This is a genomic window from Runella sp. R5_40, assembly GCF_057652295.1.
This window is the reverse complement of sequence record NZ_JBYFCH010000003.1, coordinates 260,304-287,056: the sequence shown is the minus strand read 5'-3', so window position 1 is coordinate 287,056 and position 26,753 is coordinate 260,304. Positions and strand designations below refer to the sequence as shown.

21 protein-coding genes are annotated in these 26,753 nt (G+C 45.3%); 13 read left to right on the top strand and 8 right to left on the bottom strand.

The features are described 5' to 3' along the window. Nucleotides 1-50: 50 nt before the first annotated feature. The 5 genes from AC23N5_RS08355 to AC23N5_RS08335 all read right to left on the bottom strand — a co-directional run bounded on the left by AC23N5_RS08355 (nt 51) and on the right by AC23N5_RS08335 (nt 3,075). Nucleotides 51-728, bottom strand: a complete 678-nt coding sequence (locus AC23N5_RS08355) for a GIN domain-containing protein (protein WP_487755199.1) — start codon at nt 726-728, stop codon at nt 51-53. A gap of 35 nt (nt 729-763) precedes the next feature. Beyond that, nucleotides 764-1,210 (bottom strand): DoxX family protein, encoded by a 447-nt coding sequence (locus tag AC23N5_RS08350; protein ID WP_487755198.1) that lies wholly within the window; start codon nt 1,208-1,210, stop codon nt 764-766. 157 nt (nt 1,211-1,367) lie between these two features. Continuing rightward, the gene (locus AC23N5_RS08345; RefSeq protein ID WP_487755197.1) at nt 1,368-2,258 is read right to left on the bottom strand and encodes a hypothetical protein; all 891 of its coding nucleotides are present in this window, start codon (nt 2,256-2,258) and stop codon (nt 1,368-1,370) included. Between the two features lie 94 nt (nt 2,259-2,352). Continuing rightward, nucleotides 2,353-2,706 (bottom strand): hypothetical protein, encoded by a 354-nt coding sequence (locus AC23N5_RS08340; RefSeq protein ID WP_487755196.1) that lies wholly within the window; start codon nt 2,704-2,706, stop codon nt 2,353-2,355. A gap of 15 nt (nt 2,707-2,721) precedes the next feature. Continuing rightward, complete coding sequence (locus tag AC23N5_RS08335) at nt 2,722-3,075, bottom strand: hypothetical protein (RefSeq protein WP_487755195.1); 354 nt, start codon at nt 3,073-3,075, stop codon at nt 2,722-2,724. Between the two features lie 174 nt (nt 3,076-3,249). Between AC23N5_RS08335 and AC23N5_RS08330 the strand changes: the two genes are divergently transcribed. Then, a complete protein-coding gene (locus AC23N5_RS08330) occupies nt 3,250-3,582 on the top strand; it encodes a translation initiation factor (protein WP_183973312.1) in 333 nt (110 codons plus the stop codon). On the opposite strand, the gene AC23N5_RS08325 is transcribed toward AC23N5_RS08330, so the two are convergent. Next, nucleotides 3,583-4,998 carry a DUF5723 family protein gene (locus AC23N5_RS08325; protein WP_487755194.1) on the bottom strand — a complete coding sequence of 472 codons (1,416 nt, stop codon included), beginning with the start codon at nt 4,996-4,998 and terminating at the stop codon, nt 3,583-3,585. A gap of 79 nt (nt 4,999-5,077) precedes the next feature. Here AC23N5_RS08325 and AC23N5_RS08320 point away from each other — a divergent pair, with 79 nt between their 5' ends. The 11 genes from AC23N5_RS08320 (at nt 5,078) to AC23N5_RS08270 (ending at nt 22,615) form a co-directional block, all read left to right on the top strand. Next, entirely contained in the window at nt 5,078-5,935 is an 858-nt protein-coding gene (locus tag AC23N5_RS08320; protein WP_487755193.1) for an Rpn family recombination-promoting nuclease/putative transposase, read from the top strand. Nucleotides 5,936-5,953: 18 nt separating this feature from the next. Further along, the gene (locus tag AC23N5_RS08315; RefSeq protein WP_487755192.1) at nt 5,954-6,919 is read left to right on the top strand and encodes a GSCFA domain-containing protein; all 966 of its coding nucleotides are present in this window, start codon (nt 5,954-5,956) and stop codon (nt 6,917-6,919) included. Nucleotides 6,920-7,015: 96 nt separating this feature from the next. After that, entirely contained in the window at nt 7,016-7,423 is a 408-nt protein-coding gene (locus AC23N5_RS08310; protein WP_487755191.1) for a hypothetical protein, read from the top strand. Nucleotides 7,424-7,529: 106 nt separating this feature from the next. After that, nucleotides 7,530-8,651 carry an efflux RND transporter periplasmic adaptor subunit gene (locus AC23N5_RS08305; protein WP_183973300.1) on the top strand — a complete coding sequence of 374 codons (1,122 nt, stop codon included), beginning with the start codon at nt 7,530-7,532 and terminating at the stop codon, nt 8,649-8,651. Nucleotides 8,652-8,694: 43 nt separating this feature from the next. After that, entirely contained in the window at nt 8,695-11,847 is a 3,153-nt protein-coding gene (locus tag AC23N5_RS08300) for an efflux RND transporter permease subunit (RefSeq protein ID WP_487755190.1), read from the top strand. Next, on the top strand, nt 11,840-13,285 hold the full coding sequence (locus tag AC23N5_RS08295; protein ID WP_487755189.1) for a TolC family protein: 1,446 nt from the start codon (nt 11,840-11,842) through the stop codon (nt 13,283-13,285). The genes AC23N5_RS08300 and AC23N5_RS08295 overlap by 8 nt, the downstream gene beginning before the upstream one ends. Before the next feature lie 140 nt (nt 13,286-13,425). Beyond that, complete coding sequence (locus tag AC23N5_RS08290; protein ID WP_487755188.1) at nt 13,426-14,895, top strand: peptide MFS transporter; 1,470 nt, start codon at nt 13,426-13,428, stop codon at nt 14,893-14,895. Nucleotides 14,896-14,901: 6 nt separating this feature from the next. After that, complete coding sequence (locus AC23N5_RS08285) at nt 14,902-15,513, top strand: 5-formyltetrahydrofolate cyclo-ligase (RefSeq protein WP_487755187.1); 612 nt, start codon at nt 14,902-14,904, stop codon at nt 15,511-15,513. Nucleotides 15,514-15,608: 95 nt separating this feature from the next. Further along, nucleotides 15,609-18,542, top strand: a complete 2,934-nt coding sequence (locus AC23N5_RS08280; protein WP_487755186.1) for a carboxypeptidase-like regulatory domain-containing protein — start codon at nt 15,609-15,611, stop codon at nt 18,540-18,542. 255 nt (nt 18,543-18,797) lie between these two features. Further along, nucleotides 18,798-19,790, top strand: coding sequence for an aspartate-semialdehyde dehydrogenase (locus tag AC23N5_RS08275; RefSeq protein ID WP_487755185.1), 993 nt, complete (start codon nt 18,798-18,800; stop codon nt 19,788-19,790). A gap of 272 nt (nt 19,791-20,062) precedes the next feature. After that, nucleotides 20,063-22,615 (top strand): M1 family aminopeptidase, encoded by a 2,553-nt coding sequence (locus AC23N5_RS08270; protein ID WP_487755184.1) that lies wholly within the window; start codon nt 20,063-20,065, stop codon nt 22,613-22,615. A 70-nt stretch (nt 22,616-22,685) separates the two neighbouring features. On the opposite strand, the gene AC23N5_RS08265 is transcribed toward AC23N5_RS08270, so the two are convergent. Both AC23N5_RS08265 and AC23N5_RS08260 read right to left on the bottom strand, forming a co-directional pair. Continuing rightward, nucleotides 22,686-23,687: an OmpA family protein gene (locus AC23N5_RS08265; RefSeq protein ID WP_487755183.1), complete on the bottom strand. Its 1,002-nt coding sequence runs from the start codon at nt 23,685-23,687 to the stop codon at nt 22,686-22,688. Nucleotides 23,688-24,735: 1,048 nt separating this feature from the next. Continuing rightward, nucleotides 24,736-25,707 carry a glycosyltransferase family 2 protein gene (locus AC23N5_RS08260; protein ID WP_487755360.1) on the bottom strand — a complete coding sequence of 324 codons (972 nt, stop codon included), beginning with the start codon at nt 25,705-25,707 and terminating at the stop codon, nt 24,736-24,738. 222 nt (nt 25,708-25,929) lie between these two features. Here AC23N5_RS08260 and AC23N5_RS08255 point away from each other — a divergent pair, with 222 nt between their 5' ends. Then, complete coding sequence (locus tag AC23N5_RS08255; protein WP_487755182.1) at nt 25,930-26,742, top strand: HpcH/HpaI aldolase family protein; 813 nt, start codon at nt 25,930-25,932, stop codon at nt 26,740-26,742. The last annotated feature ends 11 nt before the right edge of the window (nt 26,743-26,753 follow it).

Below are 26,753 nucleotides of genomic sequence, written 5' to 3'. Positions count from 1 at the left end.
AATGTGACTATACGTTTTAACTATCCACCGACAATTAAGTTTTGAAACGGCTACATTTTTCTAACTTCGCCGTTGCCCATAATCCCCGACATAGGGTCAATTTTGCCTGGGCCAAACTGCATCACGCTGTTATTCCCTGAGCCATGTGCCATGAGCGATATTTGGGCATTTACACGTACATTACCGTTGCCGTAGCTCTTTACTTTGGCGGTTTTGGCCACGAGTCCTTGGGCTTTTACTTCTCCGTTACCGTTCTTTTTGACGTCGAGTTCATCAATCGTTCCTTGGAGCGTGGCGTTGCCATTGCCGTAATTTTCTATTCTAAAATACTGTCCTACAATCCCCGTAACCTGCAAACTACTGTTGCCACGGTGCTGAATCACCGACGCTTCGGGCATAGTCACTTTTACTTTGATGCGGGTATCTTCGATGTACATTTTATTGTTGTAGTTGCCTTTGAGGCTAATGCTTAACATGCCCTCTTGGCTTTCTTTTTTGACCTCTAAAAGTGGCTCCAAATTTTCGTCAATTTCGATTTTTACCGAAAAGGATTTGCCAATTTCAACGTCAATTTTCCCGTCCAAATCTTCAAAAGAGAGTTTATCAAAATCGCGAAAATCCAGCGTTTTGGTCATGAGTTTGCCCGTACCGCGTAGTGGCCCACGTTGGGCTTGGGTGTACAAACAGACCGTCATCAAAAGGGCAAGAATCATTGTTAACTTTTTCATGGCAATTGTTGATTTAAAAGGTGATAATGAAGACGTTATTTTTTAAATTTCTGAGCAATAAAATGATCCAACCCTATTCTTCCTGACCCCATCACGATGGCGTACAACGAAATCCAAAGAAAGCCCATCGCAGGTAGCATTTCCCATACTTCGCCACCCCATTTTTGGAAGAAAATAGCCACCAACATGGTACAAGCCACCATAAAACCTGCCAACCGAGTCCCCAAGCCAAGCACCAACAGCGCCCCACCGAAGGTTTCGGCCAATACGGCAGCCCACGCAAAAAATGCAGGGAATAAAGCGAAAATACCACCAAACTTGGATACGTCTTCCACAAACCAATCGGGTGTAGGAAACTTACTACCGCCAAAATTGACCATTAAAAAATAGCAACCCACAATGCGTGGAATGGCCAATACTAAATCTGAGTACCAAGTAGAGGTATAAACGGGCGTGATGATGTTAGAAAGTACTGTTTTCATGGTTTTTGTGATTTTAGCCAAGCGCGTCGTTGCGATTGATGATACAAAGGTCAAATAAGGGCACAGCTTGCACGCTTCAAAACATGATTTGAGGCGTGCCAAATCATCATTTGAACCTAATTAAGAGGTAAATGAAGCAAAGAAAGAGGCAGAGAGGCTATTTTTTAACCGCAAAAGGCATGGCCTTGAGTTCGTTTGTTTTGAAGTAAATGTCGTTTTTCTGAAAATCAAAAATGACGTTGAAACGCTTCAATAAATCGTTGCCCAGTACTTTCATGGGAATTGCTGAAGATTGGGCCGCAAAACTAACGGGGACGTTTTTTAGTGCTTCGCCTCCGAGGCTGATTTGAGGCAGTTGCTTGGTTTCAATTTTGATGATATTGTTAAACGAATCGCGCAGCTCGGAGGTACTGATGGTGACGAGTCGAGACTGCATTCTGTATTTTTCGCCTATTTTAGGATCTAACAAAATACTCCCTCCGTAACCCGTATGAAACATAAAATCGTCTTGATAGATTTCCTCGCTTATTGTCAATGCCGCCCCGATGTAAATACTCCCTTGAATGATTTTGAAGCTACTTTTAGTGTATTTAGCTACTACTTTGGGCAAGGTTTTGTGAACAATCAAGCGTTTTTTATCGTAGTCAATTTCCACTATTTTTCCCGTAAACAAATCATATCCAAATTTTCCACTGGTGCCTTCTCCCGTATTTTCGTTGGTGTAAATGGTCATATTTTCCCATTTCAAGCCATTGATTATCATCGTATTGCCATTGCTATACCGAGATTCGGCAGTACCACCCCACGTTTGTACGGTGTTTGCGTTGTCTAATTTTAGAGAAAGTTTTTTGGCGACGGTTTCGTTCGTTAAAGTGATTCCCGTAGAAGCCGAATGAAACATCAATACTAACGTATCGGCGTTGTTGATGCGGGCTTTGATGCAAATATTGTTTTGTCGGTTGAGGCTAAAAGCGATGGTATCTGATTGACTCTGGGCTTTTAGCACCAAACTACTCCCCAAAAGGGCAAAAAATAGAAGGGCTTTCATCGGAATTCATTTTAAAGGCTTCAATCTAACGGTTTTTCAAAAAGTATGACAGTTTTTATCCTACTATTTTTCGTTTTTAAGCCAATCTTGGCAGTTAGTTTTTTCGCAAATTAATCGTCTTGCCATCATCTTCGACTTTAGCAATACAAAAAGGTGCTCCTCCAAGCTTATTGCCGCTCATTACGACTTTTACTTCCTTTTGAGAAGCCAAATAAAATTTTGTACCAGGCACAACTTTAAATTCTTTGGTGGTATAAGGTAGCATATAATCGGCCGTTGTACCGTTGCCAGTTTCGTTGGGGGCATAAGTGATAAATGAATACTTTCTTATCAAAAGGCTATTGTTTTTGAAAGTCACAGTGATGCTTTTGGGTTTGTCTTGTGCAAAGACCGACGAACATACCCCTAAAGAAATGATTAATACAATGGTTGATAATTGCTTTTTCATGTGCGTAAGTGATGATTAGTTTTTATAGCCCATTGATAATCCCGTGTCGCCTTTGACGTGAAGTTCTACGGCCGCTTGATTTTCACTGGATTTATTTTCGATGCGCAAAGCGGTATTTTTATCTACCTTTACCTTCACCGTTTCATTAGGTTTGACAATGACTTGCGAGTGTCTCCCGCCTGCTACGGGTGCTTCCCAAATTTCTACATTTGAGGTGGAGGCATTTTTAAGTTTGACCGAAAACTGTCCGTGTTCGTTGTTTCCCAAAATAAAGCTGTCTTGTGCTTTGATATAGGTCGTTGAATGGAGCGATGTACACGAAGTACCGATAACGGCGAAAATGACAAATGAAGCTAAGGCCTTTTTCATGGTTGTAAGAAAGTTTGGACAACCGCTTCGTTGCGATTGATGATGCAAAGGTGCAGTTCACCAACACGGCCCACGCTCCAAAATATGATTTGGCACGTCTCAAATGATGATTTGAACCATAATCCTTGAAAAAACGCCTAAAAAGCTGCTATTTCGGGGCAAAAGAAGAAAATCATGGCAAAAAATAACCGCAACGGCATCGTCTATTCCACCGACCCCAGCTTTCAATTTGACGATTCGGACGAAGAACAGGAGACTCCTACGCCTCAGCAACAAGACCTGAAGGTATGGCTCGAACGCAAAGGAGGCGGAAAAGTAGTGACGGCCATCAAAGGATGGACGGGCAAAACGGGCGATATGGAAGCCTTAGCCAAACAACTCAAAAACCTCTGCGGCACGGGCGGCACCGCCAAAGACCGTGAAATATTGATTCAGGGAGATTTTCGCGACAAAATCGTAACGTGGCTGTTGGCCAAAGGCTACAAGGCTAAAAAGGCGGGTGGGTAGTTATTTTTTCTTGTCGTTAAGTCCCCACAACTGGATGCCGAAATAGGCCAATGAACCACGGGGCTGAACGGCCTTGCTCACTAACCCTCCAAAGTTGCTGAATCCGATGTAGGCAGGGCCAAAGCGCACCGAAAAACCAATGGTGGGTTTGCTGTTTCCTTCCCACCAAGTAACAGGAAGGGTAAACTCAACATCTTCCCCTTCAAAACGTGGTGTCAGGGAAAACACCTGCGGCTGGGCTAAATGCGTGGGCAATGAGCCTACGTTGGTTGGTTTTATCCACGTAGCATTCACAAAAAACGACTTGGCCAATTGCACATCAGCATCAATGTTCAGCGTACGTGGCAGGGCTGTCGATGAAGCGTAAGTGGCAGGCTTCGCCGTCCCGAGTATTGTTTCTAATCCTTTTACCGAATTATTACCAATATCAATGAGTTGATTTTGGTTAATGGTCAATTTACTCAGCGTACCGCTGTATTGTTTGCCCGTCGAAGGGTACGAAATCTGTCCTGCATCCGTCAGTGCCACCCCGATTCTGGCAATGTAATTGGCCTGATTTTCGGCGTGCTGGCGAATGCGCCCAATTTCGACCGTCGCTCCAAGGTCGATAGCCGTTCCCGAGCCGTAGTCGGACGAAAACAGGCTTCCCAAACTAAACGACTGAACGGGGTGGGTATAGCCATATTCGTAACTTACATTTCCCAACTCCATCACATATTCGTCGGCATTGAGGGGTTTAACTTGGTAATTGGCGTTTTTGATGGTCAAAAAAACATTCCTCGCCCCCGACAGCCGCTTTAGAGTGGCTCCTACTTTCACCCGAATCAGTCCATCCAACCGCAAAGGCATCGCCGCCACTGTGAGACCCGTTTCAAAAAACGAGTGTTGGTTCATGGTAAAATTGGTAAAACTCCCCGTCGAAGCCGTGGTAAGGCCGTCGTCGAGGCGGTATTTATAGGCATCAAAAAGGGCCGAAGGTACTCCCGAGCCTTGCACAAACCCACGTAAGCGCGTCTGAAAGCCCACCACTAGCCAATTGTTTTTCCCCACACCCACGTAGCCCGAAGGTGTCCGTAACTCGGCCAATACATTTACATTTTCCCCCTGGGTAAGTGTTCCTGTCAGCTTCGATTTTCCGTACATATCCGATTCGGCGTACGCATTCCGAAAGGGGTGAAACAGGGCATCGCTCCGAAAATACTTGAAATAGCGGTTGTTGACGGTGGTATTGAACGAAACCAAATTGATGTGATAACGGTAGCGCGTTCCCGCAATCGCCGACGGATTGAACGTGGCACGATTGATACCCGCATAATTGCTACTGTGCTGACCCAGAAACTCTTGGGCATGGAGCGACGAAGCGCTCATCAACGCAAAAAAGCCTGCCAAAGTCAAAATAGAGCGGAGTTGTTTCATAAGTAGGGAGATTGGACTAACGTAAACTCGTCCCAAAATTCGTCAAAAAAAATGATTAATTTTGGAAAAAATGTCCCCTATGAACAACCGAAATTTAATACGATTCGATTGGGCAATTAAGCGATTGTTGAGAAATAAAGCCGATTTTTCGGTGTTAGAAGGTTTTTTATCCGAGCTGCTTCGCGACGACATTCTGATCCAAACAATTTTAGAAAGTGAAAGCAATCAACGTTATGAATCTGATAAGTTTAATCGGGTTGATATGTTGGTTAAAAATTCCAAAGGAGAACTAGTCATCATTGAAATCCAAAATCAAAACGAATACGATTATTTCCATCGAATGGCCTATGGTACTTCAAAGGTGATTACTGATTACATCTCAGTGGGAGAACCGTATAGAAATATCAAGAAAGTATATGCCATCAACATTGTCTATTTTGACTTGGGGCAAGGCGATGATTATGTTTACCACGGAAAAACCGATTTTTATGGAATTCATACCTCAGGCAAATTAAGTCTTTCTGATAAACAAGTCGAGATTTTAGGCAAATCTGAGCCGTTTCAAATTTTCCCTGAGTATTACGTTTTAAAAGTGAATCAGTTTAACGACGTTGCCAAAGATTCGTTGGACCAATGGATTTATTACTTTAAAAACAACGAAATTAAAGATGAATTCAACGCCAAAGGAATTGCCAAAGCGAAGGAACTTTGGCGGGTGGATAACTTAAACGAAGAAGAGTTACGCAATTACCATCATCATATTGAAAACCTCAGGTACCAAGCTAGCATGGCTTGGACAATGCAAATTGATGCCGAAGATCGTGCTAAAAAACAAAAGGCAATGGAGATTGCCAAAGGCATGAAACATGAAAACTTAGACCCAAGTTTAATCATAAAATTGACAGGTCTAACCCAAGAAGAAATCAATTCGCTCTGATTACCCAATTTTCCCTCTATGCACTTCCGAACCGAGCTGATTGTCCCCGAAAGTCCTGACAAAATCACCTTGCAAACCCCCGTACTAACGCTGGGCTCGTGCTTTGCAGAAGTGATTGGCACAAAGCTCGTTGAGAATAAAATCCCGACCCTTTCCAATCCGTTTGGAACGCTATTTAACCCGTTGTCTATCGTCAAACTCTTGCATCATGCCTTAGAAGAAACTCCACCCGACGAGCGTTTGTACGTTGAACACCAAGGAGTTTGGTTTCATTACGATTTTCATTCGTCGTTGTGGGCGGCTTCACGCGAAGAACTGCAGGAACGGCTTGTTACTACATTGGCTGCCGTTCAGCAATGGCTTTCTCGCACCGAAGTGCTCATTATCACCTTGGGTACGGCATTTGTGTATCGTCACCTCGAAAGTGGTCAGTGGGTCGCCAATTGCCATAAAACACCGAGTTCGGCCTTCCAACGGAAACTGCTCCAAACCGAGCAAATCGTGGCCGCTTTTGACGGATTTTTCACCAAACTTCCAACCTCTCTTAAAGTCATTTTTACGGTCAGCCCCGTACGCCATACCCGCGATACGCTGCCGCTCAACGCCGTCAGTAAGTCGTTGCTGCGCGTGGCTTGTCACGAACTTTCGGAGCGGGGCCATGCTTACTTTCCTGCCTACGAATTATTACTCGACGACCTCCGCGATTATCGCTTCTACAAATCTGACCTTATTCACCCCAACGAACAAGCCGAGGACTATATTTTCGAGCGATTTGCTAACGCTTATTTTACCAAAGAGTTACAAAAATTTATCCAAGAATGGCAAAAGATTCGGCAAGCGCTCGGACATCGTCCGCTGTACCCCAATACCGCTAGTCATCGTCTATTTTTAGAAAATTTACTCCAAAAACTGCAAAAAATCGCCATTGATGTTGATGTAAGCCCCGAACTAGCCATGGTATCCGAGCAACTTGCTTCTTTGTAAAAAAGGCATTCTGCTCGACAAATCCACTCCAAACGCCGTTTTTTAACGAACATACTGTGGATAAAATGGGTTTTAGTGGTATATTTGCCATAGAGCATGAAATCAGCAAGTGTCACATACATTCTAAAACAAATCGTTTGTTGGGCTTTACTCCTTCAAATGATTCACCTATGTATTGCCCCTGTGCCACCGATAATTTTAGAAAAAACGGCCACGCTTTACCGCGACAACACCTGTCATCAACGTCCCCAAAACTTTCTCTCCTTGCTTACTGTTTCGTTGGTTAATTCCATCGCAAGCCACACAGATGCCCCTTCCAATGAAAAAGGAAGTGAGAGTTCTTTTCTTGAGGATTTCAGCATTGGCCTTATTTGGCCCCCGTTTGACGTAGAATTTTTATCCATTCAACTCACCGATGAGTTGGACGCTAATTTCGACCATTATTTAGGACTTCTTGAAACGCGAGAAATTGAACCCATTTCTCCGCCTCCAAACTTTAGCTAACTTCTTTTACTAGGGCCTCATTTTGAGCGCTCTGAGGACTTGGTTTTCCAAGTCTTTCGCTCTGCGTTTTCCATTACTGTATATTTCAACACAACCATTATTTCTTATGAGAGTACCATTAATCCTCACTTCGGTGATTGGGCTGTGCATTTCGGCCTGCTCAACTGCTGATTCAAACCAAACCACCACCCAAGAGAAGTACCCTGTTATTCAACCAATTACGATTGACACCGTCTATCATACAGACTATGTTTCGGACATCAACTCCGTTAAAAACGTTGAAATTCGTGCTCGGGTCAAGGGCTATATTGAAAGCATTCACGTGGACGAAGGAAAAACAGTACGCAAAGGACAAGTACTTTTCCGTATCAGTAATCAAGAATATAAAGGGGATTTATTGCGCGCTACGGCTGTGCTAAAAAGTGCCATTGCTGAGGCCAAAACCGCTGAACTTGACCTACTAAACGTCAAAAAATTGGTGGACAAAAATGTGGTATCCAAAACCGAATACGACATGGCCAAAGCCAAACTCGACGCCCTCAATGCCCGCATCGAAGAGGCCGAATCGCAAGAGCAAAGCGCCAAGCTCAAGCTGTCTTTTTCGGAAATCAAAGCGCCTTTCGACGGCATCATCAACCGTATTCCTAACAAAATCGGAAGTTTGATTGACGAAGGAACGTTGTTGACCACCATTTCCGACAACCAAGAAGTATATGCTTATTTTAACGTTTCGGAAAAAGAATACCTCGAATTTGCGACCAACAATAAGCAAACTGACCATCGAACTGAGGTTGAATTGATTCTGGCCAACAGCGAAGGGCATCCGCACAAAGGATACGTCGAAACCATTGAAGGTGAGTTTGATAACGCCACGGGAAGCATTGCGTTTCGGGCGCGTTTTCCCAATCCCGAACGTATCCTCAAACACGGTTCGAGTGGTAAAGTGCGGGTGTTGCGTAAAGTAAAAAACGCCCTCGTAATTCCTCAAAAATCAACCTTTGAAATTCAAGATAAAATCTACGTCTATGTAGTGGACAACCAAAACAAAGTCCAAATGCGAAGTTTTGTGCCTAAACTCCGAATGCCACACTTGTATGTATTGGAATCGGGGATTAGTCCGAACGACAAAATCATTTATGAAGGGTTGCAAGACATGCGCGTCGGCATGAGTATCAAACCTGAAATGAAGTCGTTCGCCACAATTCGTTCGCAATTGACGCAGCAATAATGCCTGCTGTAAAACCCATTGTCCCACACAAATACGTATCATCATGTTTACCTTGTTTATCAATAGGCCCGTCCTATCGATTGTTATATCACTCATCATCACGCTGCTAGGGCTGCTTGCCATGACCCAGCTCCCCGTGACCCAATATCCCGACATCGCTCCTCCTGCCGTAACGGTAACGACCAAATACACAGGGGCTAACGCCGAAGCCTGCTCTAAGGCCGTGGTAACACCGCTCGAACGTGCCATCAACGGCGTACCAGGCATGACCTACATGACTTCCGTGTCGGGCAACGACGGTACCAGTATCATTCAGGTTTACTTTAAAGTAGGCACCGACCCCGATTTGGCTTCCGTAAACGTCCAAACACGGGTAGCAACCGTCCTCGACGAATTGCCCGAAGAGGTTATCAAAGCGGGGGTATCGACCGAAAAAGAAGTAAACAGTATGTTGATGTATATCAACCTCTTGAGTGAAGATACCACCGCCAATGAAGAGTTTTTGTACAACTTTGCCGACATCAACGTTGTGGCAGAATTGAAACGTGTCGATGGCGTTGGTTTTGCCAACATTATGGGGCAACGGGAATATTCGATGCGGGTATGGCTCAAACCCGACCGCATGACGGTTTACAACGTTTCGGCCGATGACGTCATTTCGGCCCTCCGCAACCAAAACGTAGAAGCTGCTCCTGGAAAAATCGGGGAAAGTTCTGGCCGCAAATCGCAGTCATTGCAGTACGTACTTCGCTACACGGGAAAATTTACTGACCAAGCACAGTACGAAAATATCATCATTAAGGCCAATCCAAGTGGTGATATTTTACGCTTGAAAGACGTGGCCGACATCGAATTTGGCTCGTTGAACTACAACGTTTTATCCAAAGAAAACGGCCGTCCATCGGCCGCGATTTTGCTCAAGCAACGCCCTGGCTCTAACGCAAGTGCGGTGATTGCCAACATCAAAACCAAAATGACGGAGTTGCAGAAATCGTTCCCGCCAGGCATGACCTACACTGTCAGCTACGACGTGTCGCGCTTTTTGGATGCTTCTATCCACGAGGTAATCAAGACCTTGATTGAAGCCTTTATTTTGGTGGCCTTGGTGGTGTTTATCTTCTTGCAAGACTTCCGCTCTACGCTCATTCCTGCTTTGGCCGTACCTGTTTCGCTTATTGGTACATTTTTCTTTATGCAACTATTCGGGTTCTCCATCAACCTCCTCACGTTGTTTGCCTTGGTATTGGCCATCGGGATTGTGGTTGACAACGCCATTGTGGTCGTCGAGGCTGTTCACGCCAAGATGGAAGAAAAAGGGCTAAATGCCAAAGACGCCACCATCGAATCCATGAACGAAATCAGCGGCGCCATTGTGGCGATTACGCTCGTTATGACGGCCGTGTTTGTGCCCGTAGCGTTTATGGACGGCCCATCGGGGGTATTTTATCGCCAGTTTTCGATTACGATGGCCATTTCGATTGTGATTTCGGGAATCAACGCCCTGACGCTTACACCCGCGCTTTGCGCCATCATGCTCAAAAGCCACCACGGTCAGAAAGCCACGCTGCTCACCCGCTTTTTTGACGGATTCAACAACTGGTACAACGGAGTTTCAGACCGTTATCGCTCACTGATTAACGTCATTGCCAATCGCCGAGTTGTGACGTTTGCCATGTTGGTGTTCTTTATCGCTGCCACCTGGGGAACCAACCTCGTGCTTCCATCGGGCTTTATTCCAACGGAAGACCAAGGTACGATTTATGCCAACATCACGACGCCGTCGGGCGCTACCCTCGAACGTACCGAAGCCGTGGTCGATGAAATTGAAAAAGTAAGCCTAAAACTCGATGCCGTGGAGTCGATTTCGACTTTATCGGGCTTTAGTTTGATGACCGACGGTGCGGGGGCTTCATTTGGTATGGGAATGATGAACCTCAAACCGTGGGAAAGTCGCAAAGAATCGGTCGATGACGTGATTGCTTTGTTATCCGAAAAAACCAAACACATCAAAGACGCCGACATTCAGTTTTTCCCGCCGCCTGCCGTGCCTGGTTACGGAAACGCCAGCGGATTTGAATTCCGTCTTCAAGACCGCACGGGAAGTGGCAATCTGCAAGCGATGGAAAAAGTAACGAAGGCATTTATTGAAGAACTCAACAAACGCCCTGAAGTGGTCAATGCGTTTACGAGCTATGACGCGAGTTTTCCGCAGTATTTGATTCACGTTGACAACGAAAAAGCGGCCCAAAAGGGCGTCTCGATTGACAATGCCATGAACAACCTGCAATCGCTTATTGGTAGTTTTTATGCTACCAACTTTATTCGTTTTGGGCAAATGTACAAAGTAATGGTGCAAGCATCGCCTGAGTACCGAATGCAACCTGAGGATATTCTCAAACTGTACGTTAAAAACACCGAAGGCGAAATGGTGCCGTACTCCGCTTTTGTCAAAACAGAACGGGTGTATGGCCCCGAACAACTTACGCGCTACAACATGTTTACGGCAGCAATGATCAATGGCGACGCCGCCCCAGGTTTTAGTAGCGGCGATGCCATTCGGGCGATTCAAGAAGTAGCCGCTCAGAAACTACCCAAAGGCTACACCTACGAATGGTCGGGCATGACGCGCGACGAAATCTTGTCGGGCGACCAAGCCATTTACATTTTTATCATCTGTCTTATTTTCGTGTATCTGTTGCTTGCGGCGCAGTACGAGAGCTTTTTGCTACCGCTTCCCGTGCTTTTATCGCTGCCAACTGGGATATTTGGTGCCTTTTTCTTCTTGGCGGTTTTGGGGTTACAAAACAACATTTACGCCCAAGTGGCGCTGGTGATGTTGATTGGTTTGTTGGGTAAAAACGCCATTCTGATTGTCGAGTTTGCCATTCTCAAACGCAGCGAAGGTTTCACGCCGTTGCAGGCGGCTATCGAAGGAGCAGGCTCCCGTTTACGTCCCATTTTGATGACTTCGTTTGCCTTCATTGCGGGCTTGATTCCGCTTATGATGGCCTCAGGTGCAGGTGCCATCGGAAACCGTACCATCGGAACAGCCGCTGCGGGCGGAATGCTCTTCGGGACAATCTTTGGGGTGATTTTAATACCAGGTTTGTACGTGGTATTTGAAACCCTCTCCGACCGATTGTCGCGCAAAAAGAAAAAAGAAGTTGCCCACCTAACCCACGAAGTCAATGCGTAAACTCACCCATATCCTCCTGTTAGGGCTGTTTGTTGGCGGCCTGTTTTTCTCGGGCTGTAAATCACTCAAAGCGCCCGAACAGTTACCTACGTTTGCCCCAACGCCCGATTCTTTCAATGGCGCTGCTCACAGCAGCAATGCCGCTGATATTCACTGGAAAAGCTACTTTTCCGACCCTAATTTGGTATCGCTTATTGATACCGCATTAGCCAACAATTTCGATATTCGCATTGCGCTTCAGCGCATCGAAACCAACAAAGCCCAAGCTGAACGCGCAAAAGGGCTTACGCTGCCTTTTGTGACGGGTGCTGGTACTGTTGGACAGCGCCGTTTTGGGAAATATACCATGGATGGCATCGGGAACTACGACACCAATTTCTCCAACAATATCTCTGAAAATCAGCGCATTCCCGAGTATTTACCTGACTTCAACGTTGGACTTCAAAGCTCATGGGAATTGGATATTTGGGGGAAATTGCGGGCCAGAAAAGAAGCAGCTTTGGCTCGGTATTTGGCCTCAGTCGAAGGGCGTAATTTTGTCATAACGAACCTAATTTCTGACATTGCTTCGTTGTATTACGAGCTGATGGCGCTCGACCGCGAACTTGATTTGTTGAAAGAAACAATTACGTTGCAAGAAAACGAATTGAACATTATCAAGATTCAGAAAGACGCAGGCCGCTCCAACGAACTGGCAGTAAAGCAGTTTGAAGCACAGCTTCTCAGCACCCAAGGCCTGGAGGCAGAGATTTTGCAGCGCGTACGTGAAGCCGAAAATCGCATCAATTTTCTGTTAGGCAGGTATCCAAACCCAATCATTCGCTCCCGAAATTTGTTTATGACGGGGCTTCCAAATCAAATCAAAGCGGGCGTACCGGCAGATTTGCTCAAAAACCGCCCCGACGTAAAACAGGCAGAATTGGAACTGGCTGCGGCCAAAGCTGAGGTGTTTATTTCAAAGGCGGCGTTTTATCCGTCACTCAACATCACAGGCGCACTTGGGCTTCAATCTTTCAATCCTCAGTTTTTGATTTCACCCCAATCCATTGCTTACAACCTCATTGGTGGGCTGGCCGTGCCGCTATTCAACAAAACCGCCCTCAAAGCCGAACTAAAAATGGCAAGAGCGGCGCAGGTGGAGGCCGTTTACAACTATCAGCGTAGCATTCTAAACGGCTATTTTGAGGTCTATAACCAGCTTGTACTAATCAATAACCTCGAAAAAATTTACGATTTCAAACGCGCTGAGGTGGATGTACTTAATACCTCCATCCAAACCGCTTCGGATTTGTTTTCTACGGGTCGCGCTTCGTATTTGGAGGTTATTTTTAACCGTAAAAGTGCCCTACAATCACGCATCGACCTAATTGACGTGCGGAAGCGTCAGTATTTTGCCGTCATTGGCATTTATCGTTCGTTGGGGGGAGGTTGGAAATAACCCATCCAAGGCGGTTTTATTTGTTTCCAAGGCTTTTTTTTTACATTTGTGGTAATCGAGTATGCGTTTTTATTCGATTACCACTTTTTTAATGCACTTTTTCAGCACTCAAACCAAACCTAACTAAACTGACCTTTTTTATGTCCGAAAAAACACTATTTGGCCATCCCAAGGGCTTATTTGTACTGTTTTTCACCGAAATGTGGGAGCGTTTTTCCTACTACGGTATGCGCGCCATCCTTCTGTTATTTTTGCTTGATAAAACCTCAGGGGGAATGGGCCTCAACGAAGGTGAAGGGGGCGCTATTTACGGATTATATACCTTCTCTGTTTATCTTTTATCGTTGCCTGGTGGCTGGCTTGCCGATAACGTTTTGGGTCAACGCAAAGCCATTTGGTACGGCGGTATCGCCATTATGCTGGGCCACATTGTACTTGCGTTTCCCGCTTCGCAGGCCGTATTTTTTACGGGATTAGGGCTTGTAGCTATCGGTACTGGACTCCTCAAACCCAACATCAGTTCTATTGTCAGTGAGTTATACCCTGAAGGAGGTGCTATACGTGACGCCGCCTTTTCTATCTTTTACATTGGTATCAATACGGGTTCGTTTTTGGGAATTTTGATTGTAGGTTACCTTGGCCAAAAAGTAGGCTGGCATTACGGCTTCGGAGCAGCGGCGGTAGCCATGTTCTTGGGCTTGCTTGTTTATCGTTTTACGGCCCAAACCTACCTCCAAGACAAAGGCATGTTGCCTAAAGCATTGGCTTCCGAAAAATCGAGTGAAAAAACTAATCCCATTACGTGGGGATTGCTCGGCGCGTTGGTAGTTTTCATGCTGGTCATGCAGTTCAACGGGATGTTCCAATGGGGCAGCAAGGCAGCCGTAGCTACCTCAATGGGCGTGATTGCGGTAGCCATCGTTATCGTTTATTTCCTCAACCTCATTTTTGCGTCAGGGCTTGATACCACCGAAAGAAAACGAATCGTGATTCTGTTCATTCTTTTCTGGGGTGCCGTATTGTTTTGGGCTGGGTTTGAGCAACAAGGTTCGTCGCTGCAAATTTTTGCCGACCGCTATTCGGAACTTCCTTTTGGGATGCCGTCGAGCTGGTTCCAAAACTTCAATCCTTTCTATATCCTCGTTTTTGCGCCTGTTTTGGGTGGTTTGTGGGTATTTTTGGAGAAAAAACAATTTAACCCTCCTTTGTTGGTGAAATTCGCGATTGGTCTGTTTTTACTAGGATTAGGCTATTATATCATGGTTGTAGGTGCGCAAATAGCCCTTACTGGCGTAAAAGCTTCGGCCTTGTTCTTGACCTTCACGTATTTATTCCATACCCTTGGTGAGTTGTGCTTGAGTCCCGTTGGATTAAGTGCTTATACCAAACTTGCCCCTAAAAAATACCTGAGCCAATTGATGGGTATTTGGTTTGTAGCTGCGGCGTTGGGTAACCTTTTTGCAGGTTTGTTTGCGGGAGGTTTCGACGAAGAAAACGTTCAGCAAATGCCCCAAATGTTTATGAGCATCGTTTGGTTCTGCTTAGCCGTGGGCGGAGTAATCTTCATTCTTCAACGCCCACTAAAAGATTGGATGGGAGGAATTAAGTAATAAATTATGACTAAAAAAGAGCTACGCCATGTGTTTAAACAACAACGTATGGCTTTGTCTCCTACCCAAACAGCCGCGCAAAGTCAAGCCATTGCGCGGCTGTTTTTTGCTTCTTTTCCTGTCGCTGACTTCCAAGCCATTCACTGTTATTTGCCCATCCGTCGCCAAAACGAGGTAGATACCTTCCCCATTATTGATACCCTTCAACACGAATTTCCCCGTACCAGCATCGTCGTTCCGCGTAGCCTTCCTCAAACGGGTGAAATGGAGCATTATCTGTGGACACCCGACATCGAACTTCTCTCAAATCAGTGGGAAATTTTAGAGCCAAATCCTTCAACTTCCCTCCATTTTCCAGTACCAAAGATAGATTTGGTGGTTATTCCACTTTTAGCTTTTGACCACCAAGGTAATCGGGTTGGGTATGGAAAAGGGTTTTATGATCGTTTTTTGGCAAAGTGCCGCTCCAATGTTCTCAAAGTAGGCGTGTCTTTTTTTGACCCAATACCAACTATCACCGATGCCGACGCCTTTGATGTTCGTTTAGATTACTGCATCACTCCTAGCAATGTATGGCGATTTTCATCCACTCCATCGGTTTCAATAGACAGGCTTTGAATCACTTGCAACTCGGTAGTTGTTTGGTTTTGAGAAACCAAACACACAACAACTTTTTGATTTTGAGAAACCAAGGACGCAATAACTGTTTGGTTTTGAGAAACCAAACACACGGTGCGAGAAACCAAGTCCGTTTTGTTTTTTTGGCGTTGGTTTTTCTTTGGCTGCCTTTTTCCAATATTGCCCAAACCCTCACGGGAAATATCATTGACGACGCAACCAATCAGCCCCTGCCTTTTGTCAACGTTTTTATCAGCAACACCACCAAAGGGACACAAACTGATGTAAAAGGAAATTTTTCGCTGCGGGTCCAGACTTCGGGCTACGTCAAAGTGGTGGCGTCGATGGTGGGGTTTAAATCGTTTGAACAAGAAGTTGTTTTACGTCCCGACGAAACCCGTCGTTTTTCGATTCGACTCCAGCCTGACACCCGTTTTTTAGCGGAAGTCAAGGTGGCAGGCAAACGCGATAAACAATGGAAACGGCTATACAAAGATTTTCAACGTGAGTTTTTGGGGCGTACCAAAAACGCCCGAAACTGCGAAATCAAAGACCCGTATTTCATTGACCTGAGTCGAAAAAAACAGGTGCTTCATGCGACTTCGTCCCGCCCTTTTGAGATACACAACAAATCGCTTGGCTATGATATTGAATACCAATTAGAACAGTTTAATGCCACTACGACTACCTACGAATTTAGCGGCAAGTTGTTATATCGGGAAATGACGGCCAAAAATGACGCCCAGCAAAAAGAGTGGGAATTGGCCCGAAATGACGCGTATCGAGGCTCTATTTACCATTTTTTAAGGGCCGTAGCCCACAAAAAAAGTCAGTCGGAAGGCTTTCGAGTATATCTGGATACGGACACCACGACGCAACGAATTTCCCGAAATCGGTATTTTAGGAACAATCGCCTCCTTGAAATTAATCCCGATACGTTGGCTTATACCGATGTGGCTTTGCAACGCGTGATTTTGCCCAATCGTAAGTACGAAATCCATTATCTCCATCGCCGCGACCCACAAAGTTGGTATTTCGACCTCAACCGTGAAGTCACTTGGCTGACCATCAAAGGAGCCGCTTTTGCCTTTTCGTACGATGGTATTCCTGAAAATTCGTACCAATTTGAAACGGGCGGTAGCATGAGTAAAAAACGCATCGCGGATTTGCTTCCCAACGACTACCAGCCCAACGACAGCCTTTCGTCAACGCTGCTCGAACAAGCTGGGCTGATTCCTCATTTTCAAAAACAAGAGAAGTTTCTTCTGCAACTCTCGCAATCGCACTTTGCACTGGGCGACACACTTCGCTATCAAGTAGAAGTTATTGATGCTACTTCCCACCAATTTATCCCCCAAACCATTGTGTATCTTGCCATTCGCAACGAAAACAACGTAGTTTGGCAACAACCTTTATGGATAGAAAACGGGCGACTTTCGGGACATTGGGTGGTTCCTGATTCATTGCAGGGAGGTACGTACCAGCTGATTGCGTACAACAACTGGGCAAGGCATTTTGATGAGCGTTTTTGGGGACGAACCTCTTTTCAGGTCATCGACGCGTCTGTTTCATCTGCACAAAACGATTCAATCAGCGTGGCATTTTTTCCTGAAAGCGGGCATTTGATTGCAGAACTACCCAATCGAGTTGGGGTTCGTAGTTTTACCAAATCGGGTGCTCCTGTGGCGGTTGATGGTTGGGTGCTCAACGCCACCAACGATACCCTGATGACAGTTAAAACCAATGCACAGGGGTACGGCAACTTCTTTATCATGCCTCCCTCTACCCAGCCCCTCCGAGCGAAATTAAGCAATGGAAACGAAGTCAGTCTCCCTGCTATTCAGCCCAAAGGCTACGTCATCAACGTTGATGTACTGCGCGATACGGCGACGGTCATCATTAAAATTTACAACAACCTTTCAGCCCAAGAATGGAAACCGATGCGCCTGCTGATTCACTTACGCGGGCAAATTGTCTATGAGGCCATCGCTACTCCCAAAGGGAATCTAACTACCGCCCGCATTGCCAAAGAAGATTTGGAAGGAACAGGCGTTATGCAAGTAACCCTGCTCGACGCTCTCAATAATCCGATTGCCAATCGCGCTTTTTATCATTCGTCCGACGAAGACGACGATGCTTCCTTTCATTCTCAGCTTTTTGAAAGTGAATTAAGTGCGTGTTATTTCGCCACAACCACCAACCTTGCCCGAACATTAGACGCCCTCTTACTCACGCACGAAGTTCGTCCCTACAGTTCGTCGGATGCAACGGTGCTTGAGTACGAATCTGGGCTGACATTACGAGGAATAATAAAACAACCCAACGGACGTCCCGTGGCTAACAGCCCTGTGATTGGCCTTGTACAATCAGATTCCACCGCTCTTCATTTTCAAGCCTCAACTGACGCCGAAGGAAATTTTGCCTCGACTCCAATGCTGTTTTATGGAGAAACAAACATTACCATTCAAGCGCAAAGTGACAAAATCAAAAACGCATCCATTGCACTTGATACCAGATGGATGCCAATTGTTCCCCAATGGTTTTGGCATCCTGTCCAGCACCTCAGTTCGTCGAAAAGAGATAGTTTAGCCCAAGTTTCGCGGCAACGTCATGCGGTACCTACCACAACACAAGCGCCTAACGTTTCAAAAGACTTCCGACGCCCCTACCTCAAGGCCGATAGTACCTTGGTCATCGACAAATCAGACCATGCCTTTCCACTTTTACGCTTGTTGGGTGAATTTCATGGCCAAATCAAGCCCAAAACCGATGGGGTCTATTGGATAGAAAAAGGAGAAAAAGTGTCAATTCGAAAAGCTTTTTTGAGCATCGACGGACTGCCTACCTCTTGGGAATCGTTACAAGCGCTTTCTGGGCAAGAAATTGAGGCCATCGATATCATCAGGCATTTCCAGGCATCCAACGAGCCCACTACCGAAGGAATGCTAAACGTCATTCTAAAACCTAACAGTCGGTTTTGGACAGAACAAAATTTGAAACGTTTCAAAGCCAATGGATTAATAAAATGACAAAAAAGTTTGCCAAGTTTTAACTTTTTTACAAAAAATCCATTATTTTCTTGACTTACTTCTGAGAAAGACCTTATTTTGCACCCACATTTTTAATCGTCACTGTGAACACAAAGAAATCTAAATAGACACGCGGAGCCTGATGGGATATTGACCCTATCATGCCAGCGTGTTTGTCCAGATTCTTAACCTTCGCGGTGACGATTTTTTTATGTACATCCGTTAATTTTTAATAACTCAAACAAGAGCAAACCAATGAAAATCGCAGTAGTAGGCGCTACCGGTTTGGTAGGCAGCGAAATCCTCAAAGTACTCGAAGAGCGTAACTTCCCAATCACTGAGTTGATTCCAGTAGCATCAGAAAGATCAGTAGGTAAACAGGTCACGTTCAAGGGTAAACAGTACACCATTGTTAGCTTTGAAGATGCAATTGCAGCAAAGCCAGCTATCGCTATTTTTTCGGCGGGTGGTGGAACTTCTTTGTCGCTTGCTCCTAAATTTGCTGAGGCAGGTATCACAGTCGTTGACAACTCATCAGCTTGGCGTATGGATCCAACCAAGAAATTGGTAGTACCCGAAATCAACGCTTTTACGTTGACCAAAGAAGATAAAATCATTGCCAACCCCAACTGCTCAACCATCCAGATGGTGGTTGTTTTGAATCCATTGCACAAGCGCTATGGCATCAAACGCGTGGTAGTTTCGACCTACCAATCGGTGACAGGAACGGGTAAAGCAGCCGTTGACCAACTTTTTGCAGAACGCGCTGGCAATCAAGACGCTCCAAAGGTATATCCTCACCCCATCGACCTTAACGTATTGCCTCACATCGACGTTTTCTTGGACAACGGCTATACCAAAGAGGAGATGAAAATGACCAACGAAACCAAGAAAATCATGATGGATGATAACATCGCCGTTACTGCTACGACGGTGCGTATCCCGACGATTGGTGGTCACTCGGAAGCAGTAAACATTGAGTTTGAAAATGAGTTTGACCTCAAAGATATTTACGAAATCTTGGGCCAAGCCGAAGGCGTGGTAATCCAAGATGACCCGCAAAATAAAGTTTATCCAATGCCTTTGACAGCACACGGTAAAGATGAGACGTTTGTAGGACGTATTCGCCGCGACGAATCACAACCTAAAACCCTCAATCTCTGGATTGTAGCCGACAACCTTCGCAAAGGAGCCGCCACCAACGCCGTACAGATTGCAGAGTATTTGATGAAAAACGAATTAGTATAAGTTTGGACAGCGGTCAAACGATAGTCAGACCGCGACACCCCTAGTCTGACTACTGTCTGACCAGCAAAAACCTTGGTCTGACTATCGTCTGACCAGCAAAAGCGCCCGTCGAGTGACATCGATTGGCGCTTTTTTTGTGAATTGTTGCGTTGTTTCCAATACCTTTCCGAACTTTGCGTTATTATTGAATCTGTGATAACTCACTGCTTTTTTCTCATTTTCACAAATTACCTTTCTGACTTTCAACGTCCTAAAGACAAAGGATTGAACTAATGGTAAAACGAATCGCATTACTTTTATTTAGTTGTTTTATAGCATTTTGCTCATTTTCGAAGACAAGTACCCCTGCTGACACGCTTCGCAAAGCGCCTGCTTGGGTGGCAAAAAAAGGGCCAATTCGCCCAACCCGCACCCTTAAAAACGACATTCTACACACCCAACTCGACCTTCGTTTCGATTGGCTACGGCAGCACGCGCTGGGGAGCGCCGTCATTACGTTTAAGCCCTATTTTTACCCCCAAAATACCCTCGAATTAGACGCGAAAGGCTTCGACATTAAGGGTATTTTCCAACTAGATACCCTCAAAAAATACGATTCCCTGCAAAAAAAATACATCTACGAATACATCAACGACCCGCTCGAATATACCTACGACAAGCGCCTTTTAAACATCAAATTGCGCCGTAAATATTCGCGTTTCGATACCCTTCATGTACTTATCGACTACGTAGCAAAACCCAACGAACTTCCTGCGGGAATTGTGGGCACAAAGGGCGACAAAGGGCTCTATTTCATCAATGCCGACGGGCTAGACGAAGGAAAACCACAGCAGATTTGGACGCAGGGCGAGACCGAGTACAATTCGTGCTGGATGCCTACGGTGGACAGCCCGAATGAAAAAATGACCCAAGACATTCGTCTGACGGTTGAGAAACGCTTTAAGACGCTTTCCAACGGAAAACTCGTCGAATCTCGCCTCAACCCCGACAGTACCCGCACCGACCGCTGGGTACAGAAACTGCCTCATGCTCCTTACTTAGCGGCCTTTGTGGTGGGCGATTTTGCCGTGGCGCGCGATACCATTCGCAATGGCCTTGAGCTCAGTTACTACGTCGAACCTGAATATGCCCCGCACGCCAAAGCCATTTTTGGACGTACGCGAGAAATGATTGATTTCTTTGAAAGCAAATTTGGGGTAGAATTTCAGTGGGATAAATACGCCCAAATTGCCGTTCGCGACTTTGTGGCAGGTGCGATGGAAAACACGTCCATGACCGTTCATGCCGAAAATGTTCAAACTGATACCCGCGCTTTGCTGGATGGAAACTCCGACGATGTCATCGCGCACGAACTCATGCACCATTGGTTTGGAAATTTGGTCACGTGTGAATCGTGGGTACATTTGCCGCTCAACGAGGCGTTTGCCAATTATTCTGAATACCTCTGGAACGAACACAAACTCGGCGCCGAACAAGCTGATTTTTGGGCACAAGGCTCATTGCAGCAGTATTTGGGCGAATCTGAACAAAAACAAGAACCCCTCATTCGGTACAATTACACCGATATGGAAGACATGTTCGACAACCATTCGTATGCCAAAGGAGGGCTTGTCTTGCACATGCTTCGCAAATACATCGGCGACGAAGCTTTTTTTGCCGCCACGCGCAATTACCTCATTCGCTACGGGTTCGGAACCGCCGAAGTGAACGATTTACGGGAATCCTTTGAAGAAGTAACGGGCGAAGATTTGAACTGGTTTTTCAATCAGTGGTTCTTGTCACCAGGCCATCCTACGTTGAAAGTAGAAAAATCGTACGACGCCGACAAAGTGACACTCAAAGTCTCTCAGTTGCAGGACTCGCTCTATACGCCGATTCACCGTTTACCCCTCAAGGTGGATGTCTGGGTAAATGGTCAAAAAGAAACCCATGAAATTGTCGTCAACAAAGCAAAACAGACGTTTGAAATTCCAGTAAAACAACGCCCTGATTTGGTGGATTTTGACGCCGAGCGGCAACTACTGGGCGAGATTAATTACGAGAAATCAAAGCCTGAATTAATCTTTCAGTACCAACATTGCGACAAATACCTAGCTCGCTATGAGGCCATTACGGGCTTAGAAAACCAACTCGCCGACTCTACCGTGCGCCAACTCATGATGCAAGCCATGAGCGATAAGTTTTGGAAAATCAGACAATTAGCCGTTTCTAACTTCTCCGAATACGATGGTTTGCAGTTTAATGAAGTAGAACGACTTGTGCAAAGCAAAGCTCGCGTGGATGCCCATGCACGGGTGCGTACTGAGGCCATCATTACGTTAGGCTCGTTTGGGGATAACTCCAACGATCCGCTCTTCCGCGAAGCCCTCAACGACAGCTCGTATCAGGTGGTATCGGCGGCACTCGATGCCTACCTTATCGGAAAGCCCGACGACGCAGTTGACGTAGCCAAACGCTTTGAAAACGCCCCCAATAGCGAAATCGTGACGGCCGTAGCCAATTACTACGCAGGCTTGGCAAAACCCGATCAGTACGACTGGTTCATGGTGAAAATGAAGCGTTTGAAGTCGGCAGAAATGTATAATTTTTTACAAGTGTTTGGCAAATACCTCATCAAATCGGATGGTTCGGTACAACGAAAAGCGTTGCCAATGCTAGAAACCATGGCCCGCAATGACCCTGCTTATTTTGTGCGGTTTGGGGCGTATCAAGTACTGGGACTTTTGACTGACATTGAAGGCGTAAAAGCCATGCGAAAAGACATCCGCAACACCGAACGTGACCCCAAATTGAAGGATATGTACGGTCAGTTTGGAGAGTTTTAAAGGATTTTAACGCAGAGACGCAAGGCATAATTGGTTGCGTCTCTGCATCACACCTTTCAATTTAAACCTATCACGGAATTACCTTCAGCTCCACTCGGCGATTTTTTATTTTGTTATCTTCTGCGTCATTTGACACCGCAGGCGCAGCTGCTCCCTTCCATTCTACCACCAATTGACTTGCCGAAACACCCTTTTGTTCCAAATAACTCGCTACTACTTTGGCGCGGTATTCCGACAAAATGAGGTTTTTATCAGATTCTCCCACGTTATCGGTATGACCCGTGATTTGCAATTTGGTCTGTGGTTGAGCAAGCAAGGCTTTACTTATCGCATCCAAACTCGTTTTCACCTCTTCAGTCAACTCATACGTACTCTGTGAAAAGTACAACACTTGGTCAGTTAATGCCACCGCTGGCGGTGAAAGTAATTCTTCTGGCTGGGGCGTAACTTCCATAAAATTATACCCTTCTTTTACCTCAAATTGCTTGTAATACAGCTTTTTTCCTTCAGGCGTCGTCGATTTATATTCGTATATACCTTTAGATAACTCGGTGGCATGCCATGACAAATGTTTGCCTTTATTATACGTTTTACGATAGTCAAAACTGGTAAAAGCCTTGGAGTTATTTCTCGTAATTAAATGATTGACATCCATTCCATCGGGAAAAAGAAAGAACATCTGCAACAATTGAGAATGGCTTTCCGAAACTTGGAGCGAGTCTTTTGTTAGCACCATTTCAGGGTGAATGGAAAAAGTCGCTTTGCTCGAAATTTTCCCAATAAAGGTGATAGGAATCGTATGGGTACGGTATCCTTCCGAATCAAACGTTAGAGATTGGGTCGAATCGGGCACTACAATTTCATACCCTCCATTGGCATTGGTTTCGTACGTCAGTTGTTTTCCCGACTTGAACACCGCGCGAATCGTGCTTTTTTTGAGAAAATCTTTGGTGGTATTGTCGTGAAAACTGCCGACAATTCGTACTGAGTGATTTTCTACTTGGGCAACTTCCTGAGTGGCTCCGCCACCGTAAAGGCCACAAACCAAACTTAGCAAATAAGAAATCATCATTTTTGGATTTAAGGATTTATTTATATGCAAGAAAGCTATATAATTTCAAATTTCAACTACATAGGCCGTTTTTATTTTTCAAAAAAAGCGCAGAAACTCGTTCTGCGCTTTTTTTTGTGACGTCAGATTCTCAAATCTGACGCCCAAGGTTTCTCAAAACCTTGGTAAATTCGGATGTGAGCAACCTCAGGTTGGTTATAAGTAACCAACCACACAACAAGTGACGTCAGATTCTCAAATCTGACGCCCAAGGTTTCTCAAAACCTTGTTAAATTCTGCGGGGAGCAACCTCAGGTTGGTTATAAGGAACCAACCACACGACAAGTGACGTCAGATTCTTAAATCTGACGCTCAGGGTTTCTCAAAACCTTGGTAAATTCGGTTGTGAGCAACCTCAGGTTGGTTATAAGTAACCAACCACACAACAAGTGACGTCAGATTCTTAAATCTGACGCTCAAGGTTTCTCAAAAACTTGGTAAATTCTGTTGTGAGAAACCTCAGGTTGGTTATAAGTAACCAACCACACGACAAGTGCCGTCAGATTCTTAAATCTGACGCTCAAGGTTTCTCAAAAACTTGGTAAATTCTGTTGTGAGCAACCTCAGGTTGGTTATAAGTAACCAACCACACAACAAGTGACGTCAGATTCTCAAATCTGACGCTCAAGGTTTTTCAAAAACTTGGTAAATTCTGCGGGGAGCAACCTCAGGTTGGTTATAAGTAACCAACTTCACAACAAGTGCCGTCAGATTCTTAAATCTGACGCTCAAGGTTTCTCAAAACCTTGGTAAATTTGGTTTTGAGAAACCTCAGGTTGGTTATAAGTAACCAACTTCACAACAAGTGACGTCAGATTCTCAAATCTGACGCTCAAGGTTTCTCAAAACCTTGGTAAATTCTGTTGTGAGCAACCTCAGGTTGGTTATAAGTAACCAACCACACAACAAGTGACGTCAGATTCTCAAATCTGACGCTCAAGGTTTTTCAAAAACTTGGTAAATTCTGCGGGGAGCAACCTCAGGTTGATTATAAGTAACCAACTTCACGCTAAACTCCAATCTGTTCCGAAACCAGATAATCGGGTTGTTTGACGGTATGTTGCTTCACCATCATTTCGCCTAAAAACCCTGCTAGAAAAAGTTGAAATCCGATGACTATGGCAACCAACGCCAAGTAAAACAGCGGATTTTCGGTCACATTTCGATAAGGTTCGTGGGTATAAATCAAATACAATTTCCTGATAATCAACCCCGTCGTAATCAAAAAACCAATCAGAAACGAGAGCGTTCCCCACAGGCCAAAGAAGTGCATCGGCGCTTTGCTAAAGCGGTGAACAAACGTAATCGAAAGTAAGTCCAAAAAGCCATTGACAAAACGCTCTAAACCAAACTTCGTGCTTCCGTATTTACGAGCGCGGTGTTGCACCACTTTTTCCCCGATTTTACGGAAACCATTCCACTTAGCCACCACAGGAATGTAGCGGTGCATTTCGCCATAAAGTGTGATATTTTTTACCACTCGCTGTTTGTAGGCTTTCAATCCACAGTTAAAATCGTGAAGATATACCCCTGAAATACTGCGCGTTACGGCATTAAACAACTTCGTAGGAAGCGTCTTACTAAGCGGGTCATACCGTTTTTGTTTCCAGCCCGACACCAAATCGTACCCGTCTTCGGTAATCATTCGGTACAACTCTGGAATTTCGTCGGGACTATCTTGGAGGTCGGCGTCCATCGTAATGACCACTTTGCCTTTTACCACCTGAAACCCCGTTTGCAAGGCAGGCGTTTTGCCATAGTTGCGGTTGAAACGAATCCCTTTGATACTCGGATTATCGACCGCCAATTTTTGAATGATTGACCAAGAATCGTCGGAACTTCCGTCGTCGATAAGCAACACTTCGTAGCTAAATTGGTGCTCATCCATCACGCGTTTTATCCACGCAGTAAGTTCAGGTAGAGATTCTTCTTCGTTGAAAAGTGGTATAACCACCGATATATCGAGGGCTTCGTCAGGCATACTGTCCAAAATCATTTGTGTATCTCGAAGCAAAGCTACAAATTCTTTCGGTGCTTCCATTGTCTTTTACAGTTATTGATGTTGCTCACCTTTGGTGAATAAATTACCTTTTCCCAATAAACGTGCCAAAATAGATTCTCATATAAATAGCCTCATCCTTTGCCCCAAACGTATTACTTCTACCGTTGTTATTAAGAAACACTTCCTTTTCAGATTCCAACCATGACCCTTAGCTTACTCCAAAAACTACAAAACGGCCAAAATGTCTATGGCACTTGCTTTACGTCCACCTCACCGATGTGGCCTGGGGCGCTCAAAAAAGTAGGGCTTGATTTTGTATTTATTGATACCGAACACATTCCGCTAGACCGTGGCGAATTGGCCAAAATGTGCCAAATTTTCCGCGCTTTGGACATAACGCCCATCGTTCGTATTCCCAGCCCCGACCCATTTTTGGCTTGCCAAGTGATTGACGGCGGCGCGTTGGGAGTGGTTGCACCATATTTAGAATCCGTCACCCAAATTCGCGAGCTGGTAGGTGGCGTAAAGTACCGCCCACTGAAAGGCGAAGTGCTGCACCAATACCTCCACGAAGGCGCAGAAATGCCTGCCGAACTTGCGCAGTATATTGCCAACCACAACGCCGCCAACATTTGTATTGCCAACATCGAAAGTGTGCCTGCCCTCGAACGCCTCGATAATTTATTGTCGGTCAAAGGCTTAGATGCCGTGTTCATTGGCCCGCACGATTTGTCGGTGAGTCTGGGCTTACCTGAGCAGTACGACCATCCCGTTTTTGAGGAAGCCGTTCGCACCATCATTCATAAAACCCGCGCCCATGGACTCGCGATTGGCATTCATTTTTCGCTGGAACCCGAGCGCCAAATCAAATGGATCAACGAAGGGGCCAATATTGTGGTGCATAGTTTTGACATTGCCCTCTTTACCCAACGCCTCCGTCATGACCTTTCGGTGATTAAACAAGCCGTTGGAGACACCGTTCAATCCGATGATTCCCCCAATTTAGTCATCTGACGTAACCTCCC

What these genes read in the sequence shown, in the direction of transcription:
- AC23N5_RS08355 (WP_487755199.1), bottom strand. Translation starts at nt 728, where the DNA reads ATGAAAAAGTTAACAATGATTCTTGCCCTTTTGATGACGGTCTGTTTG.
- AC23N5_RS08350 (WP_487755198.1), bottom strand. Translation starts at nt 1,210, where the DNA reads ATGAAAACAGTACTTTCTAACATCATCACGCCCGTTTATACCTCTACT.
- AC23N5_RS08345 (WP_487755197.1), bottom strand. Translation starts at nt 2,258, where the DNA reads ATGAAAGCCCTTCTATTTTTTGCCCTTTTGGGGAGTAGTTTGGTGCTA.
- AC23N5_RS08340 (WP_487755196.1), bottom strand. Translation starts at nt 2,706, where the DNA reads ATGAAAAAGCAATTATCAACCATTGTATTAATCATTTCTTTAGGGGTA.
- AC23N5_RS08335 (WP_487755195.1), bottom strand. Translation starts at nt 3,075, where the DNA reads ATGAAAAAGGCCTTAGCTTCATTTGTCATTTTCGCCGTTATCGGTACT.
- AC23N5_RS08330 (WP_183973312.1), top strand. Translation starts at nt 3,250, where the DNA reads ATGGCAAAAAATAACCGCAACGGCATCGTCTATTCCACCGACCCCAGC.
- AC23N5_RS08325 (WP_487755194.1), bottom strand. Translation starts at nt 4,998, where the DNA reads ATGAAACAACTCCGCTCTATTTTGACTTTGGCAGGCTTTTTTGCGTTG.
- AC23N5_RS08320 (WP_487755193.1), top strand. Translation starts at nt 5,078, where the DNA reads ATGAACAACCGAAATTTAATACGATTCGATTGGGCAATTAAGCGATTG.
- AC23N5_RS08315 (WP_487755192.1), top strand. Translation starts at nt 5,954, where the DNA reads ATGCACTTCCGAACCGAGCTGATTGTCCCCGAAAGTCCTGACAAAATC.
- AC23N5_RS08310 (WP_487755191.1), top strand. Translation starts at nt 7,016, where the DNA reads ATGAAATCAGCAAGTGTCACATACATTCTAAAACAAATCGTTTGTTGG.
- AC23N5_RS08305 (WP_183973300.1), top strand. Translation starts at nt 7,530, where the DNA reads ATGAGAGTACCATTAATCCTCACTTCGGTGATTGGGCTGTGCATTTCG.
- AC23N5_RS08300 (WP_487755190.1), top strand. Translation starts at nt 8,695, where the DNA reads ATGTTTACCTTGTTTATCAATAGGCCCGTCCTATCGATTGTTATATCA.
- AC23N5_RS08295 (WP_487755189.1), top strand. Translation starts at nt 11,840, where the DNA reads ATGCGTAAACTCACCCATATCCTCCTGTTAGGGCTGTTTGTTGGCGGC.
- AC23N5_RS08290 (WP_487755188.1), top strand. Translation starts at nt 13,426, where the DNA reads ATGTCCGAAAAAACACTATTTGGCCATCCCAAGGGCTTATTTGTACTG.
- AC23N5_RS08285 (WP_487755187.1), top strand. Translation starts at nt 14,902, where the DNA reads ATGACTAAAAAAGAGCTACGCCATGTGTTTAAACAACAACGTATGGCT.
- AC23N5_RS08275 (WP_487755185.1), top strand. Translation starts at nt 18,798, where the DNA reads ATGAAAATCGCAGTAGTAGGCGCTACCGGTTTGGTAGGCAGCGAAATC.
- AC23N5_RS08270 (WP_487755184.1), top strand. Translation starts at nt 20,063, where the DNA reads ATGGTAAAACGAATCGCATTACTTTTATTTAGTTGTTTTATAGCATTT.
- AC23N5_RS08265 (WP_487755183.1), bottom strand. Translation starts at nt 23,687, where the DNA reads ATGATGATTTCTTATTTGCTAAGTTTGGTTTGTGGCCTTTACGGTGGC.
- AC23N5_RS08260 (WP_487755360.1), bottom strand. Translation starts at nt 25,707, where the DNA reads ATGCCTGACGAAGCCCTCGATATATCGGTGGTTATACCACTTTTCAAC.
- AC23N5_RS08255 (WP_487755182.1), top strand. Translation starts at nt 25,930, where the DNA reads ATGACCCTTAGCTTACTCCAAAAACTACAAAACGGCCAAAATGTCTAT.